General features: G+C 63.3%; 19 protein-coding genes. 8 read left to right on the top strand and 11 right to left on the bottom strand.

All coding sequences use genetic code 11. From position 1 onward, the window contains the following. Positions 1–11: 11 nt before the first annotated feature. From Q0L62_RS05155 to dcd, 5 genes are all read right to left on the bottom strand, one after another. Entirely contained in the window at positions 12–1,160 is a 1,149-nt protein-coding gene (locus tag Q0L62_RS05155) for an alpha/beta fold hydrolase (protein WP_296677407.1), read from the bottom strand. Between the two features lie 12 nt (positions 1,161–1,172). Continuing rightward, positions 1,173–2,330: an aminotransferase gene (locus Q0L62_RS05150; RefSeq protein ID WP_296677404.1), complete on the bottom strand. Its 1,158-nt coding sequence runs from the start codon at positions 2,328–2,330 to the stop codon at positions 1,173–1,175. A 13-nt stretch (positions 2,331–2,343) separates the two neighbouring features. Then, the gene (locus tag Q0L62_RS05145) at positions 2,344–3,528 is read right to left on the bottom strand and encodes a saccharopine dehydrogenase NADP-binding domain-containing protein (protein ID WP_296677401.1); all 1,185 of its coding nucleotides are present in this window, start codon (positions 3,526–3,528) and stop codon (positions 2,344–2,346) included. A 19-nt stretch (positions 3,529–3,547) separates the two neighbouring features. Next, the gene (locus tag Q0L62_RS05140) at positions 3,548–4,105 is read right to left on the bottom strand and encodes a DoxX family protein (RefSeq protein WP_296677399.1); all 558 of its coding nucleotides are present in this window, start codon (positions 4,103–4,105) and stop codon (positions 3,548–3,550) included. A 63-nt stretch (positions 4,106–4,168) separates the two neighbouring features. Continuing rightward, positions 4,169–4,723 (bottom strand): dCTP deaminase, encoded by a 555-nt coding sequence (dcd, locus tag Q0L62_RS05135; protein WP_296677396.1) that lies wholly within the window; start codon positions 4,721–4,723, stop codon positions 4,169–4,171. A 173-nt stretch (positions 4,724–4,896) separates the two neighbouring features. On the opposite strand from dcd, the gene Q0L62_RS05130 reads away from it, so the two are divergent. After that, a complete protein-coding gene (locus tag Q0L62_RS05130; protein ID WP_296677392.1) occupies positions 4,897–6,186 on the top strand; it encodes a CHASE3 domain-containing protein in 1,290 nt (429 codons plus the stop codon). Positions 6,187–6,204: 18 nt separating this feature from the next. Here Q0L62_RS05130 and Q0L62_RS05125 read toward each other — a convergent pair whose 3' ends face one another. Next, on the bottom strand, positions 6,205–7,203 hold the full coding sequence (locus Q0L62_RS05125) for an NAD-dependent epimerase/dehydratase family protein (protein WP_296677390.1): 999 nt from the start codon (positions 7,201–7,203) through the stop codon (positions 6,205–6,207). A gap of 63 nt (positions 7,204–7,266) precedes the next feature. On the opposite strand from Q0L62_RS05125, the gene wecB reads away from it, so the two are divergent. The 4 genes from wecB (at position 7,267) to Q0L62_RS05105 (ending at position 10,477) form a co-directional block, all read left to right on the top strand. After that, the gene (gene wecB / locus Q0L62_RS05120; RefSeq protein WP_296677544.1) at positions 7,267–8,406 is read left to right on the top strand and encodes a non-hydrolyzing UDP-N-acetylglucosamine 2-epimerase; all 1,140 of its coding nucleotides are present in this window, start codon (positions 7,267–7,269) and stop codon (positions 8,404–8,406) included. Beyond that, complete coding sequence (gene wecC, locus Q0L62_RS05115; RefSeq protein WP_296677388.1) at positions 8,384–9,688, top strand: UDP-N-acetyl-D-mannosamine dehydrogenase; 1,305 nt, start codon at positions 8,384–8,386, stop codon at positions 9,686–9,688. The genes wecB and wecC overlap by 23 nt, the downstream gene beginning before the upstream one ends. A 5-nt stretch (positions 9,689–9,693) precedes the next feature. After that, positions 9,694–10,083, top strand: coding sequence for a hypothetical protein (locus Q0L62_RS05110; RefSeq protein ID WP_296677385.1), 390 nt, complete (start codon positions 9,694–9,696; stop codon positions 10,081–10,083). Between the two features lie 79 nt (positions 10,084–10,162). Beyond that, positions 10,163–10,477: a hypothetical protein gene (locus tag Q0L62_RS05105; RefSeq protein WP_296677383.1), complete on the top strand. Its 315-nt coding sequence runs from the start codon at positions 10,163–10,165 to the stop codon at positions 10,475–10,477. Positions 10,478–10,495: 18 nt separating this feature from the next. On the opposite strand, the gene Q0L62_RS05100 is transcribed toward Q0L62_RS05105, so the two are convergent. Continuing rightward, positions 10,496–10,786 carry a DUF1330 domain-containing protein gene (locus Q0L62_RS05100; protein WP_296677381.1) on the bottom strand — a complete coding sequence of 97 codons (291 nt, stop codon included), beginning with the start codon at positions 10,784–10,786 and terminating at the stop codon, positions 10,496–10,498. 148 nt (positions 10,787–10,934) lie between these two features. On the opposite strand from Q0L62_RS05100, the gene Q0L62_RS05095 reads away from it, so the two are divergent. The 3 genes from Q0L62_RS05095 to Q0L62_RS05085 all read left to right on the top strand — a co-directional run bounded on the left by Q0L62_RS05095 (position 10,935) and on the right by Q0L62_RS05085 (position 12,650). Further along, positions 10,935–11,780: an SDR family NAD(P)-dependent oxidoreductase gene (locus tag Q0L62_RS05095; RefSeq protein WP_296677379.1), complete on the top strand. Its 846-nt coding sequence runs from the start codon at positions 10,935–10,937 to the stop codon at positions 11,778–11,780. Between the two features lie 98 nt (positions 11,781–11,878). Continuing rightward, positions 11,879–12,247, top strand: a complete 369-nt coding sequence (locus tag Q0L62_RS05090; RefSeq protein WP_296677376.1) for a hypothetical protein — start codon at positions 11,879–11,881, stop codon at positions 12,245–12,247. Positions 12,248–12,257: 10 nt separating this feature from the next. Next, entirely contained in the window at positions 12,258–12,650 is a 393-nt protein-coding gene (locus Q0L62_RS05085; protein WP_296677374.1) for a hypothetical protein, read from the top strand. A 30-nt stretch (positions 12,651–12,680) separates the two neighbouring features. On the opposite strand, the gene Q0L62_RS05080 is transcribed toward Q0L62_RS05085, so the two are convergent. The 4 genes from Q0L62_RS05080 to Q0L62_RS05065 all read right to left on the bottom strand — a co-directional run bounded on the left by Q0L62_RS05080 (position 12,681) and on the right by Q0L62_RS05065 (position 15,385). Beyond that, positions 12,681–13,016, bottom strand: a complete 336-nt coding sequence (locus Q0L62_RS05080; RefSeq protein WP_296677373.1) for a DUF1294 domain-containing protein — start codon at positions 13,014–13,016, stop codon at positions 12,681–12,683. A gap of 480 nt (positions 13,017–13,496) precedes the next feature. Then, the gene (locus Q0L62_RS05075; protein WP_296677370.1) at positions 13,497–14,564 is read right to left on the bottom strand and encodes a ribonucleotide-diphosphate reductase subunit beta; all 1,068 of its coding nucleotides are present in this window, start codon (positions 14,562–14,564) and stop codon (positions 13,497–13,499) included. A gap of 226 nt (positions 14,565–14,790) precedes the next feature. Continuing rightward, positions 14,791–15,168, bottom strand: a complete 378-nt coding sequence (locus Q0L62_RS05070) for a PepSY domain-containing protein (protein WP_296677367.1) — start codon at positions 15,166–15,168, stop codon at positions 14,791–14,793. A 25-nt stretch (positions 15,169–15,193) separates the two neighbouring features. Then, the gene (locus Q0L62_RS05065) at positions 15,194–15,385 is read right to left on the bottom strand and encodes a hypothetical protein (RefSeq protein WP_296677364.1); all 192 of its coding nucleotides are present in this window, start codon (positions 15,383–15,385) and stop codon (positions 15,194–15,196) included. Position 15,386 lies beyond the last annotated feature (1 nt).

The raw sequence follows: 15,386 nt of genomic DNA, 5'->3' as shown, positions 1-15,386 counted from the left end.
GAAGGCTGGGGTTACTCTTGCGCAGTGATCCAGTCCCGCACGGTTTCTGCGGCCTGCCGGCAGTGTTCGGGCTGGCCGAAATAGTAGTGGTTGGCGCCGGCAATCGTGCGGTGCTCGATCGTGCAGCCCTGTGCCGCCGCCATCAGCCGCGCGGCGTGGCTGGGAGTGCAGGCATCGTCGGCACCGTTTTCGATCACCAGCATCGGGCAGGCAATCCGCGCCGCGCATTTGAGTCCATCGGCCTGGCTGTCATCATAGGACCACTGCGACAACCAGGATCGCAGTGTGGTGAACCGTGCCAGCCCCACCGGGCCGTCGTTGACAACGAATGGATCGCCCAACATGCAGTGGTTGGGCCGGCGTTCGTTGGGATCGACCAGCGGGTCCAGCCAGCGCGGATCGGCCATGGTGCCCTGCACAGTAAAGCAGCGTTCGTGGCTTTCCAGCCCTTGCGCTTTGAGTGCCGCAAGCTCGTCCTTCACCCAGGCAGTAATACGCCGGTTGCGGTCAATCTGGCGCTGACGGTATTGCGCCACAAAGGTATCGGAATAAGGCGGCTTGGGGCCATCGGGGGCGTAAAGGTTCCATGCCGGATCGCGATCGAACGGGCGGCTTTCATCTTCGATTGATGGGTCCATCCATTCGGTCAGGGTCAGGTTGCGAGACAGGTGAGCGGCAAGCAGCATCACCCCGTCTGCAGGGATAAAACCGGCCGCAGTCAGATCATAGGGATCACCTGCGGGTGTGTGCGTGACGCGCGGGTCCTGCGCCTCTGCCTGGTAGAACATAGACAGCGACCCGCCGCCCGACCAGCCGCCAAGATAGACCTTCTTGTAGCCCAGCCGATCTTTCGCGTTGCGCACGCAGGCGCCCAGGTCCATCGCCGCCCGTTCCATGATCAGCGCGGTATCGTTGCCGCGGTAGCGCGGGTTACAATAGATTGTGTGGACGCCCATCTTCGCCAGCTGCCCAACCAGCGGCAGATAGGCCCCGCCGCCGATCGGGTGCGAAAAGATCACGACGCTGTCTGATGGAACATCCGGTTTGAGCAACTGGCATTCGGCCGCGACCGTGCCGATGGCCCCGCCATAGGTATCTTTGAATGCGCTCGTTTCGGTAAACACCACCAGATAGGAAATGCGTTCATAGCTGCCGGCCATTGGTATCCCCTCTCAGCTCCGCAGCTGTGCCAGCCGCCGCACCGCCTCGTCCAGCACGGCGTCTTCTTTTGCAAAACACAGCCGCAGATAACCGTGCTCTGCCTGCTCGGCATAGAACGCCGAGACCGGGATTGACGCAACCCCGGCCTGCTCGATCAGAAGGCGTGCTGCGGCTTCGTCGTCTTTAGGCAGGCCCGATGCGGCCAGATCAATGGTCACAAACCATGTGCCGCTGGCCGGCAATACGGCAAAACCCGCCTTGGCCAGGCCGCCGACAAGCCGCGACTTGGCATGGGCATAGCGCGCACGGTGCGCCTGATGCCAGGCAGGAGGCAAGGCCAGCCCTTCGGCCGCCGCCCATTGCAGCGGGGTCGCAGTGGTGAAGGTCAGGAACTGGTGCCGCGCGGCAACAGCTTCCGCCAGCGGCGGGGCAGCGACGGCCCAGCCAATTTTCCACCCGGTCAGCGAAAAGATCTTGCCTGCCGATCCGATCTTGACCGTGCGTTCGCGCAGCGCCGGGATCGCCAGTGCCGACAGGTGCGGCGTGCCGTCCAGGATCGTGCCTTCCCAAACCTCGTCGCTGACCAGCCACAGGTCGTGCGCTTCGCACAGCGCCCCGATTGATTCGAGTTCTGCGCGGCCAAGCAAGGTGCCGACCGGATTGTTAGGCGAATTGATCACGATCCCCCGCGTGCGCGGTCCGATCACGGCGGCAAGCGCGACAGGATCGAGCGACCATTGCGGCGGGGTCAGGCTGACGAAGCGCGCAGTGCCTCCGGCGCGTTCGATCAGCGGCTGGTAGGCGTCGTAGCACGGCTGGACCAGCACTACCTCATCCCCCGGCTCGACCAGTGCGAGGAGAGCGGCAGCCAGCGCCTCGGTCGCGCCGGAGGTGACCACGATGTCGTGGGCTGCGATTTCCAGTCCCTGCTCTTGACGGTAATAGCCAGCAACCGCCCTGCGCAGCTCGGCCAGCCCGCGCATCGGCGGATACTGGTTGGACTTGCCGTGCAAGGCGCGCTGCGCTGCCGTGATCAGTTCGGCCGGCTCGGGCAGATCGGGGAAGCCCTGGCCCAGGTTGATTGCGCCGGTTTCGCGCGCCTGCGCCGACATCCGCTCGAACACCGTAGTCGCACGCGCTGCGGACAGACGTTCTGCCAGACTTGGCACGGGGCGAACGTACTCAGTCTTCAGTCGCGAAGGTGATCTCGGCGTGTTCTTCCAGTCGCTTGACCAGCGCTTCGCCAAGCAAGGCTCCGGGGGTGGAGATCCCGCCTGCTGCCTTGCAATCAAGGAGGGCGATTCCGGTTTCCGCGATCATCCGGCTGGTTGAACCATAGCCGGGATCATAGCGACCCTTGACCCCATAGCGGATGGTCTTGCCATCGGGCCATTCACCGATGAACAGAACGTCGTAAAAGCCGTTATCGCGTTCTTCCTTGCTGGGGCCTTCGCCGGGCTTGGGCGGTTTGGCGCCAAACGGGTTTTTCAGCATCTCAGCTACGGCATGGGCGGCTTTCTGGCCAATTTCCCCGGCGCTGGTCAGCATCATCTCGTCATATTTGAAATCTGCACCATATGGATGGCCCAGCAGGAAATTGGTGCGGTGCACGTTTTTGGTGTTGATCGTCGCCATGATGAACGGCGCGGCCCACTTGCCGACGCTTTCCTCATATTCGGGGATAAGACCCATCGGCTGTGACGGTCCATCAAAGCCGGGGGTCAGCCCGAACGGGCTTTGCAGGATCGGGATAAGCTTGGGGTTCTTGGCGACGGCCTTCATGGTTTCGGTCAGGCTGGCCGCTGTTCCGCCTGAAAATGTACCCTGCATGGCGCGCACCCGGCCTTTGACCCGCGGAGCGGGGGCACCGTGGCGCTTTGCGGCCTCTTGCTGCAGCATGAAGACGCCCAGATCAAAGGGGATCGAATCAAATCCGGAAGAAAAGGCAATCCGCGCGCCTGAAGCCTTTGCCTGTTCGTCATAGGCGTCGATCATCTGGCGCATCCACGCCGGTTCGCCGCACAGATCGGCATAATCGGTCCCTGCCTCGACGCAGGCCTTGACCAGGGGTTCGCCATAAAGCTGGTACGGGCCGACCGTCGTAATCACCACGCGGGCGCTCTGTGCCATCGCCGCCAGACTGGCCGGATTATCTGCATCGGCAACGATCAGCGGGGTATCAGCGGGTGCGCCGATCAGGTCGCGCACTTCGGCAAGTTTAGCCGCGCTGCGCCCGGCCATGGCCCATTTCGGACCCTTACCCTGATAGTGATGAGCCAGATATTCGGCCACAAGGCGTCCGGTATATCCGGTCGCTCCGTAAACGACGATATCGTATGGCCGGTCGGCTTTGGCTGATGCAGTCATGATCCTCCGCGCGGAGCGATCATTCCCACCAGCGGCGCTTGCGCACCTCGGGCACTCCGTCGCCGTTGGTGTCGGTCACTGTGACTGCCGGGTCAACCCGTCCCGTGCGAACGGCTTCGGCCATACCTTCGGCGCGGGCGGCCCGCAGTTCGGCATCGTGTGCGCGTTGCTGGGCGGCCAGAGTGGCCATTTCGCCCTTGCGCGCATTACGCATCCGGTCCCACGACCACCACATCTGGCTGTGGGCAAAGACCAGCAGCAGACCGCCCATGATCGACAGATTCTTCAGCGCCAGCGTAATCTGCATCGGATCAGCCACGTTGCGGTGGAAGAACAAGGTGGCCAGCGCGGTGAAGCCGAACAGCAGTATGGCGGTAAGCCGGGTCATGACACCCAGGGCAAGGGCAAGGCCTGCCAGCACTTCAAACGCCCCTGTTGGCAGGGCAAGACCTGGCGGAAGGCCGGCGCCGGTGATCATGCTTTCGACCATCGCGGGATTCATAAGTTTTCCGGCACCCGATACAATGAAGATCGCGGCGATCAGAATCCGTCCAATGACGGCGGCGATAGTGGACATGGCGGCACTCTCCGACCGGTTATGTGTGCTAAAGCACGTCGGAGGGATAAATGTTCCCGCTGGCTATAGCCGCGGCAGAGTCACGCCGCGCTGGCCCATATATTTACCCGACCGGTCACCGTAACTGACCTCGCAGGGCTCGTTCCCCTTGAGGAACAGGAACTGGCAGGCGCCTTCGTTGGCATAGATCTTGGCCGGAAGCGGCGTGGTATTGGAAAACTCCAATGTCACGTGGCCTTCCCATTCGGGTTCCAGCGGGGTGACATTGACGATGATTCCGCAGCGGGCATAGGTGCTTTTGCCAAGGCAGATCACCAGCACGTCGCGCGGGATGCGAAAATATTCAACCGTGCGGGCCAGCGCAAAGGAATTGGGCGGGATGACGCAGCAGTCAGTCTTCATGTCGACAAAGCTGTTATCAGAGAAATTCTTTGGATCGACCACTGCCGAATGGACGTTGGTAAACACCTTGAACTCGTCCGCCACGCGCGCGTCATAGCCATAGGACGATAGGCCATAAGAAATACAATCGCCCGCCTGCTGGCGCTCGACAAACGGTTCGATCATGCCCGAATGCTTGGCCTCGGCACGAATCCAGCGGTCTGAAAGAATCGACATGGTCTGCTGATGGCCCAGACCATCCGCTGCCAGCAAGGCGGCGCCTATGGCTTGTCCACGGTGACTTGCAGCTTCAAACCGGTGCGGGGCTGTGTTAGGCGGCCGTGATGCCAGGGTCGCGCCCTCTCACCCAAGACACCGGTTGGGCTGCCCCTTTTCGCAAAGTGGCGGCCATGCTGCCGCCGGCGACGGTGCTGGTCCTTTTGACCGGCGTGATCGTCGCGATCGGGCTGCTTCTGGTCCAGCTGTCCTTCGCTCAGCGCAACGCCCGTTCGTCCGCCCGCGAAGAGGCTGAGACAATGACCGTCTTGCAAAGCCTGGCGCAGTCTCTGGTTGATGCCGAAACCGGCCAGCGGGGCTTTCTGCTGACCCAGAATCCGGCATATCTGGCCCCCTATGATGCTGCCCGCAAACGCATTCCCCAGGAACTGGCGGCGCTGCACACCCAGCTTGCCAGCGTAGCCGATGCTGAAGCCGACGATCGCCTGCGCAGCGTTGACACCCTGGTAACTGAAAAGCTGGCCGAACTTGACCAGACCGTTGGCTATGCCCGCAGGGGGAGCGTCGATGCCGCGCTTGAGGTTGTGCGAACCAATGCCGGCAAGACCACCATGGACCGGCTGCGGTTCCAGCTGGCGCACTTTTCAGCAATACAGCGGCAAAGACGTGAAGCTGCATTCACTTCGGCCGATCAGGTCGAGCAATGGCAAATCCCCTTGCTGCTGTCCATGTGGGCGGCGCTCATCCTGCTGGTGCTGGCCGCCGTTCGAGGCGAACGCCGCCGCGCCGGGGCCGAAATCCTGGCCAGCCAGGCGGCACGGCTGCACGACCTGAACGAACGCAACAAGCTGTTGGCGCAGGAGCTTAACCACCGGGTCAAGAACCTGTTCGGCGTTGTCCTGTCCCTGATCGGACTGGCCGGGCGCGAGAAGGGCTCGACCGACGTCATCATCGGTGATCTCAGCACGCGGATCCACGCCCTCGCCCGCGCCCATTCACTTGCTTTTGGTACTACCCCCGATTCGGTGACCGAGCTGGGCAAGCTGCTGGAAAGTGTGCTTGAACCCTATCAGGACGCAGCGGGCGAAAAGATAACGCTGAACGGCGGAGAGTGCGGGATCGCCGCGCAGCAGATCACGCCGCTGGCGCTGGTGCTGCACGAACTGGCGACCAACGCGGCCAAGTATGGCGCGCTTTCGGTCAGCAACGGACGGGTGCGCCTGTCTTGGTCGTGTGAAATCCAGCCGGACAGCGCAGTCAGGACGACGCTGGTCTGGCGCGAGGAAGGGGGGCCGGCACCGGACCCTGCGCTAAGCGCTGTAGTTCCGGCAAATGGCGGTTTCGGAAATCGGATGACCGACGCAGTACTGCGCCAGATCGGCGGCACAATCGAACGGCAATGGCCCGCAGCCGGGGCTGTTATCATCCTGACATTCCACCGGATCGAAGCCAAGGCTTCTTAAGGCCGTCCAGGCGCAGGATCAAACCCCGTGGTAATGGCGGTACCAGTCAACGAAGGCAGGTACGCCCTCCTCGATGCTGGTGCTGGGCGCATAGCCCAGGTCGCGGCTTATCGCGCCGATATCGGCAAAGGTCTTGTGCACGTCGCCCGGCTGCATCGGCAGAAGTTCGATTTGCGCCTTTTTGCCGCAAGCCTCTTCCAGGATCCCGACAACTTTCATCAGGTGTTCCGACCGGTTATTGCCGATGTTGTACAGTGCATGCGGCTTGACCGAACCGCCGGCCTTTTCCGCGCCGTCGTCGGCTGGCGGGCTGTCCAGGCAAGCCAATACCCCGGCGATAATGTCGTCTATATAGGTGAAGTCGCGGTACATATCACCGTGGTTGAAGACCGGGATCGGTTCGCCTGCCAGGATCCGCCGGGTAAAGTTCCACAGCATCATGTCGGGGCGGCCCCATGGGCCATAGACCGTGAAAAAGCGCAATCCGGTCAGCGGCAGGCGAAACAGGTGGGCGTAGGTTTCGCTCATCAGCTCGTCCGCGCGCTTGGTGGCGGCATACAGCGATACGGGGTGATCCACCCTGTCATCCACCGAAAAAGGCAACTTGGCATTGCCGCCATAAACCGAGCTGGAACTGGCATAGACCATGTGGGCCAGGCTGCGGTGACGCCCAAACTCCAGCAAGTTGACGTGGCCTGCCAGGTTTGACCGGACATAGGCCTGCGGGTTTTCGATCGAATAACGCACCCCGGCCTGCGCGCCCAGATGGACCACCCGGTCGATCTCTGCACTGTCCAATGCCGCATCCAGCGCGGCCATGTCGCTGAAATCGATCTCGTGAAAGGCAAAGCGGTTTCCGCCGCCTTCCATCAGCGTCGCCACCCGGTCACGTTTCAGCGAAACCTGGTAATAGGAATTGAGGTTGTCGATGCCCACCACCCGGTTGCCCCGCGCCAGCAGGGCACGGGACAGGGCATGACCAATGAAGCCGGCAGCACCGGTAACCAGAACGCGCATTCATTCCCCCTAACCGGGCGGTCTTATTTCATGGTTAACATGTCGATGGTAGGGGCGAACATGATGACCCAGCCTGCAAAAATCCTCGTCGTGTTCGGTACCCGTCCCGAAGCGATCAAGCTGTTTCCGGTGATCAAGGCATTGGCGGCAGACCCGCACTTTACCCCGGTGGTCTGCGTTTCGGCGCAGCACCGCCAGATGCTTGATCAGGTACTGCAGATCGCCGCGATCGTGCCGGATCACGATCTCGACCTGATGCGTCCTGACCAGACGCTGGACGGGCTTACCGCCGCACTGCTGGTTGAACTGGGCAAGGTGATGGATGAAGTGCAGCCTGACCGGGTCATGGTCCAGGGCGATACCGCCACGGCCATGGCTGGCGCGCTGGCCGCCTATTACCGCAAAATCCCGGTCGACCATGTCGAAGCGGGGCTACGCAGCGGCCATATCTATCACCCCTGGCCCGAAGAGGTGAACCGCAAGGTGATCGGTGCGATTGCAAGCCTGCACTTTGCCCCAACAAGCGTAAGCAAGTCGGCGCTGCTGGCGGAAAACGTCCCTGCAGCCCGCGTCCACGTAACCGGCAACACGGTGATCGATGCGCTTGAGTGGGTGACCGCGCAAATCGCCGCGCAGCCAGCCCTTGCCAGCGGGCTTGCCGATCTTGAACAGCGTTTCGCGGGCAAACGGATCATCGGCGTGACCAGCCACCGCCGCGAAAACTTCGGCGGCGGGATGGAGGCGATTGCCGATGCGATTCGCCAGATCGCTGCGCGGCCCGATGTGGCGGTGATCTTTCCGGTCCACCTTAACCCCAATGTCCGCGCGGTGATGCACAGCGCGCTGGGCGGGCTGGACAATGTCGCGCTGATCGAGCCGCTCGATTACCCGCACTTCGCGCGGCTGCTGGCAATTGCCCACATCATGTTGACTGACAGCGGCGGGGTGCAGGAAGAAGCGCCCGCGCTGGGTAAGCCGGTACTGGTCATGCGCGAGACAACCGAGCGGCCCGAAGGGGTGGCGGCGGGAACGGCCCGGCTGGTCGGCACCCAGACCAAGGTTATCGTTACCGAATTGTTTAAGCTTCTCGACGATAAGGCTGCCTACGAAAACATGGCACGGGCGCACAATCCCTTTGGGGATGGGCGCGCCGCGCAACGGATCGTGGAGCTGTTGGGTAATGAAATCGGACATCAAGCCTGACGTCTGTGTCGTAGGGCTGGGCTATATCGGATTGCCTACCGCCGCCGTCGTCGCGCGCGCCGGATGCAAGGTTCACGGTGTTGATGTGACCCAAACCGTGGTGGATACTATCAACCGCGGCGAGATTCATATCGAGGAAGTCGATCTTGACGGCCTGGTTCAGGGCGTGGTCCAGCGCGGGCTGCTGCGTGCCTCAACCCGGATGGCTCCGGCCGATGTTTTCGTAATCGCGGTGCCGACCCCGTTCGATGATGCCCATGCGCCCGATGTGTCCTATGTCCTTGCCGCAGGCGAGGCGGTAGCCAAGGTTCTGAAGCCCGGCGATTGTGTCATCCTTGAATCAACTTCGCCTGTCGGCACGACCGAAGCCTTGCGCGATCTTATCGCCGCGGCGCGGCCCGATCTTAAATGTCCGGGTCTGACTGCCGAAACGCCCGACATATCGATTGCCTATTGCCCGGAGCGCGTCCTGCCCGGCAAGATCCTGGAAGAACTGACCAATAACGATCGTTCGATCGGCGGGATTACCCCGCGCTGTGCGCGCAAGGCGCTGGCCTTCTACAAGCGCTTCGTGCGCGGCACCTGTGTCACCACCGACGCGCGCAGCGCCGAAATGACGAAGCTGGTCGAAAACGCCTACCGCGATGTCAACATCGCCTTTGCCAACGAATTGAGCATCGTCGCCGACAAAATGGGGCTTGATGTGTGGGAAGTGATCCGGCTGGCCAATCGCCATCCGCGCGTTAGCATCCTTACCCCCGGTCCCGGCGTCGGCGGCCATTGCATCGCGGTCGACCCGTGGTTCATCGTCCATGGCGCGCCGGAAGATACCCCGCTGATCCGCACCGCACGCGGGGTCAACGATGGCAAGATCCACCATGTCGTCGCCCGCGCCGAAGCGCTGATCGACGCCAATCCCGGCCAGGCGGTCGCCTGTCTGGGTCTGGCCTTCAAGGCCAACATCGACGATTTTCGCGAAAGTCCGGCCCGCGCCGTCGCCGCGCGTCTCGCGCGTAAATACGGCAACCGGGTCAGGCTGGTCGAACCATATGCGGCGGAACTGCCCGGCGAGTTTGATGGCACCGGGGCCGCGCTGGTCGATATCGACACAGCGCTGGAAACCTGCGGCGTGCTGATCGTTCTGGTCGATCACGATGCATTCAAGGCCGTGCCCGTGGCCGAACGCGCCGGCCACCACGTCTATGACACGCGCGGCATCTGGCTAGACCAGCCCAAGACAGCGCTGGCCGCTGGCCAACCGGGGCTCAAACTGGCAAGCTGACCCGAATGGAAAGCTGGTTTCTGTTTGCCGGCATGGCCCTTTGCCTGTTTAGCCTGTGGGCAATCGGTCGGCGTGACTGGGTGCGGCTGCGCGGCTTGACCCGCTCGGTCGATGCCGAAGTGATCGGCCACCGTATCACTCGCGATAGCGATGGCACTTCGCACGCCGCAGTTTACCGTTTCACCGCCGAAGGCGCTGCGCATGAAGTGACCGACCAGGTGCTGCACACCAGCCCGCGCCCGCCGCTGGGGACGCGCGTTACGCTGCACTATCCCTTCGGCCGACCTGAGCTTGCCCGCGTCCCGCGCCCGCTGATGTGGCTGGGGGTCTATGCACTGCTAGCAGCCCTTTTCGCGCTTTTACTGGCCAAGACCATAGGGCTGCTGCCCGACTAGCGCCGGTAGGCGCCGCGGGAACAAGCCGCGCGGCGAGGGGTTCAGGAAGGCAAGCCCATAACCCCCGGAGAGCCCCCTCATGGACGAGCCTGACAACCTTCCCCCCGAAGCCCGCAACCTGTCACAGGACGATGCTGCCGATCAGGCCCAGACCCTGGCGGACGAAGCGCTGGGCCGGGCCTCCACTTTTGAAGGCGGCGAAACCGAAAAGGTCAACGGCGCTTACGATGATGAAAGTACCGACGCACCCGATCTGGTCGATCACATGAACCAGATGGTGTCCAGCGGTCACATCGACATGAGCGCCTTTCGCGGCGAGCGAAACGACGACGATGTCGAGGACACACTGGGCAAATCCGGCATGGAGGACGATTTCATCCGCGGCGCTGAATAGGCGCGCGGGCGGGCTGCCTCAGCCCATTCCGTCGATCAGCAGCACCCGGTAATCGGCGCCGGCAAACCGCGATTTGCGCGCGTCCTGATAGGCTTCGCTGCCGTACCAGGCACGCGCTTCGTCCATGCCCGCAAACTCAACGATAACCGCGCCTTTGGCCTCTGGCCCCTCCAGTGTCTCGATCGCGCCGTAATAGGCCAGCGGCTTGCCCGCGTGGCCTTGCAGCGAAGCACCGGCTTTGGGGGCATAGTCTGCCATGGCGGCGGCATCGTGTTCGCGTTCCTTGATGAAAACCAGATAGGCAGCCATGTCTCTCTCCCCGATGGCGATGTATGCATGCCATCGTGCCGCGCCTGTGCGCCTGCGTCCACCAGCAATTTAAGGGCGCGCTTAAACCACTTGCCGGGCGCGCAATCGGCGTCATGATCGCGGTATGGATTTGGCGGGAGAGTCGCAAATGCAAGACGTTCAGGGCAAGGTCGCTTTCGTCACCGGGGCGGCATCGGGGATCGGCCTTGGCATCGCGCAGGCGCTGGCGGCGGCCGGGTGCAAAGTGATGCTCTGCGATATCGAGGAAGCCGCGCTGGAAAACGCGCGTGCCGCGCTTGCCGCGACCAATGCCGATGTGGCGGCAGTGCGCGCGGACGTCTCGCTCAAGGCAGAGCTGCAGGCCGCGGCTGACGCGACCATCGCCCGCTTTGGCAAGGTTCACATCCTGGTCAACAACGCGGGCGTGGGCGGCGGGGGCGATTACGGTGCGTGGACCCAGGCCAGCTGGGACTGGACGCTGGGCGTCAACCTGATGAGTGTGATCTGGGGGATAGAGATTTTCGGACCCCTGATCGAGACGCACGGCGAAGGCGGGCAGATCGTTTCCACCGCGTCGATTGCCGGGTTGTGGGCCGGGGTCAATCCCAGCTATAACGTCACCAAATACGGTGTCGTCGGCCTGAGCGAAGGGCTGCGGCCCGATCTGGCCAAGCGCGGTATCGGGGTTTCGGTGCTGTGCCCCGGCTTCATCAAGACCCAAATCATGGAATCGACGCGCAATGTTCCCAGCCGGTTCGGCGCGGTCGAAGGGATGACTGACGGAACCGACGAAAGCGAGTTTGCCGTGCTGGCGCGTGAGGCGATCGCCCACGGGATTGACCCGCGTTATGTGGGCGAACTGGTGCGTGAGGGGATCGAAGGGGACTGGCCCTATATCGTTACCGATACCGAGTTCGAGCCGGCGATCGACGAACGTTTCGCCGCGATCAAGGCAGCGTTCGACCGCATCCGGGACCGCGTCCCGCCGCGTTGAACAGGCATTCTCCAATTCCGGCTCTGCCCCTGGTTTTGGACAGGGACCGCGATGCGTTATGCTGAACGGGCCAATCTTGAAAAGGGGGGAGTGCTGCCATGACTGCCTTTCGGCTCTACCTGATTATAGCCTGGAGCGTGTTGATCACCTTTACCGCCTTTGTCATCGGGCGCGACGGGCTCAACCTGCTTCCGGTGTTTTTCGGCGATATCGCGCGGGGGCACTGGGCGGGGCAATTCAATGCTGATTTCCTGTCGATGCTGGCGCTTTGTGCGCTGTGGACCGGGTGGCGCAGCGGGTGGAGCGTTGCAGGCTGGGTGCTGGCAGTGGCGGCTCTCCTGTTCGGCGGTACCTTTCTAATGGCTTATCTCCTGATCCTGCTGCACCGCGAAAAGGGTGCGCTGCGGGCGGTGCTGCTGGGCGTTCATGCCGGGGATGGCGGCGCGGTCCGGCGCTGGAGCGATTAGGACGCGGCCGGTGCGCCGGATAGTGGCGGCTGCCCTGGCCTATTGGGCCTGGGTCTTTGCCGCCGGCTTTGTGCTTGGCACCCTGCGCACGCTGTGGGTGGCGCCGCGTACGGGTCTGCTGGCCGCAGTCTTGCTGGAGCTGCCGGCGATGCTGCTGGTCAGCTTTGCCGCCGCACGCGCAGTTTTGCGCCGCTACAGCGTTACCCGGACAGGCGAGGCGCTGGCGCTGGGCGTGCTGGCTTTTGTCCTGCTGTTGCTGGCCGAGGCGGCGCTGGCGGTACTGCTTGGCGGCCAAGGCGCGGCACAGTGGGCACGCCTGCTTGCGGCCCCGCCGGGGGCCGTCGGGCTGGCCGGTCAGATGGTGTTCGCCCTGCTGCCGTGGGCACTGGTGCGATGGCGATAGCCAGCGCCGCGGCCGCAGCGCCCGTCCACATTACCCGCCCAGCCACCATCCAGCCAGGCCAGCCACAGCCAGGACTTGCACCGCGCTGATCGTGACCAGCCGGCGCCCAAACGGCTGCTTGCGGGTCTTGTGGCGAAAGGCGCGGCGCCCGGCCCAGGCGCCGATCGATCCGCCCAGCAGCGCCAGCCCCAGCAACGTCGATTCCTGCACCCGCCACTGCCCGTTTGCAGCGCGCGCCTTGTCGATCCCGAACATGGCAAAGGTGACGGTGTTGATCGCGGCAAAACCGGCGAACAGCTCTGCCGGCCCGATCAGGGCGATCCAGGGGGTCAGCGCGGTCAACGCGGCGGGGGCTTCGGGGGACATGGGCGCAGGTTAGCACGGCAGCGGATTACCGCGCCATCACCCTGCGGCGCGGCCGGGACCGTTGGCGGGTGGAGCGGCGGCGGGCGGAGCACCTACAAAAAAGACGCGGGTCGGCGGCTGAGCGCGGACGAGTTCACTTTGCTGGCCGGCCACGAGATCGCCCACTGGTACCTCGGCCACACCGCCAGCGCCCGCGAGAACGAACTGGCCGCCGACCGCCCCGGCGCGGACCTGGCGCGCAGGGCGGGGTATGATCTGCGCGCGAGCAGCGGGCTATATCGCTTTTTCGGCGATAGCGCGGCTTATCCGGCAAATGCAGCGAGGGTGCGAGCTGTGCCGGGGGTGGCATGTTGGGGCAATGAGGAATCGGCCTCGTCTGTCCCACCACAACTGCTTCACCGTATTTGACTTAGTGATCTTGGTAACATGTCACCTTTTTCGGCACCGTAATTGAAAGGCCATATACTTACGTGTTTTACATCACTCCGCTGCCACGCCGGCCCCGCTGAACATGTCCGGCTCGCTCCCGGCCTCGCCCGCTTCGTTCGCCGCGACGACATCGCTGCCCTTGGCCTTGCGGCGCTGGTCGAAGCTGGACCAGACGTCCTGCCAGTTGCCCTTGGTCGCGCCCTTTGAATATTCGGTGGCGCGGGTTTCGAAGAAGTTGGCGTGTTCGACCCCGTTGAGCAGCGGGGCGAGCCAGGGGAGGGGGTGATCCTCGACCATGTAGATCGCCGGCAGGCCCAGCTGGCTCAGCCGCCAGTCGGCGATATAGCGGATATAGCGCTTGATTTCCTTGGGGCTCATCCCCGGGACCGGACCCTGTTCGAACGCCAGATCGATGAAGGCATCTTCCAGCCGCACGGTTTTCTGGCAGCAGTCGATGATGTCTTCCTTGACCGATTTGGTCAGGCAGTTGCGTTCGGCCACGAAGGCGTGGAACAGCTTGGTGATGCCTTCGCAGTGCAGGCTTTCATCGCGCACCGACCAGGTGACGATCTGGCCCATGCCCTTCATCTTGTTGAAGCGCGGGAAGTTCATCAGCATGGCAAAGCTGGCGAACAGCTGCAGCCCTTCGGTAAAGCCGCCGAACATCGCCAAGGTGCGGGCGATATCCTCGTCATTGTCGACCCCGAACTGGGCAAGGTAATCGTGCTTGTTGCGCATCTCCTCGTATTCGAGGAACATGCCGTATTCGCTTTCGGGCATGCCGATGGTGTCAAGCAGGTGCGAATACGCCGCGATGTGGACCGTTTCCATGTTGCTGAACGCGGCCAGCATCATCTTGATCTCGGTCGGCTTGAACACCCGGCCGTACTGCTCGTGATAGCAGTTCTGCACGTCGATATCGGCCTGGGTGAAAAAACGGAAGATCTGCGTCAGCAGGTTGCGCTCGTGATCCGAAATCTTTTGTGCCCAGTCGCGGCAATCCTCGCCCAGCGGCACTTCCTCGGGCATCCAGTGGATCTGCTGCTGGCGTTTCCACATGTCGTAAGCCCACGGATATTCGAACGGCTTGTAGGTCTTGCGTGCTTCGAGAAGGGGCATGGAACGACTCCGGATCAGGTCAGGCGGTTATAGGACAGGCGGGCGCGGCGCACAGCTGGCGGACACCCGAAGGCGGGGAAAAGAATGGCGGGCTGGAACCCGGAAGGGTGCTGGCGAGTTGGACACATGATGCCGGCTGCTGGTTTCCCCCTTCCAGCGGTCTGCAGCCCAAGCATGGGCAGCGGGCGCCGCGGTGGGGCCACCGAACAGCGAGGCGGCGCCCGCCTCATTTCCAGAACCATCCGGGCTTTTGCGCGCGGTCTTTGCGGGCGCGCCACATCTGGACATACATCCACAGCCCCGAAAAGGCGAAGAACATCAGGGCAAAGCCGCCCATGATCGACAGCGCGGTGCCGACCGGGCCAAACTCCTCGCCCGAATGCAGGTGGTGCAGATAGCCGACCCAGGCGCGCGCCCCATCGGGGGCCGGTTTGGGCCGGCAAGTCATCCCGTCAGGACAGGTGAAGCCGGCCGGCACCGCGGCGGCGGCGGGCCGTTCACTCTGGGCGACCAGATCGGCGAACTGGCTCATCACCCCGGTCACCGCGATCCACAGCAGGATCACGCCGAACAGCACCGACAGCCAGCGATGCCACTTGCGCATCAGAACGTCTCCATCACGCGGGGCATCATGACCAGTGCCCCAGCGCCAGATTGAATGCCGTGAGCGCGAGCCCGCCGGCGAACAGCATCATGCCCGTGATCCGCCGGCCATAGACCGCGCGCTGGTTGGCCGGATCGCCGCGCAGCCCGCGCAGGATCGTGACCACCCCGGCGGCCAGCAGCACCAGCCCGATCCCGAGCATCAGGGGTGAACCCATG

Source organism: Novosphingobium sp., assembly GCF_024642085.1.
Lineage (GTDB): Bacteria > Pseudomonadota > Alphaproteobacteria > Sphingomonadales > Sphingomonadaceae > Novosphingobium.
This window is presented reverse-complemented; position numbering and strand designations above follow the sequence as displayed.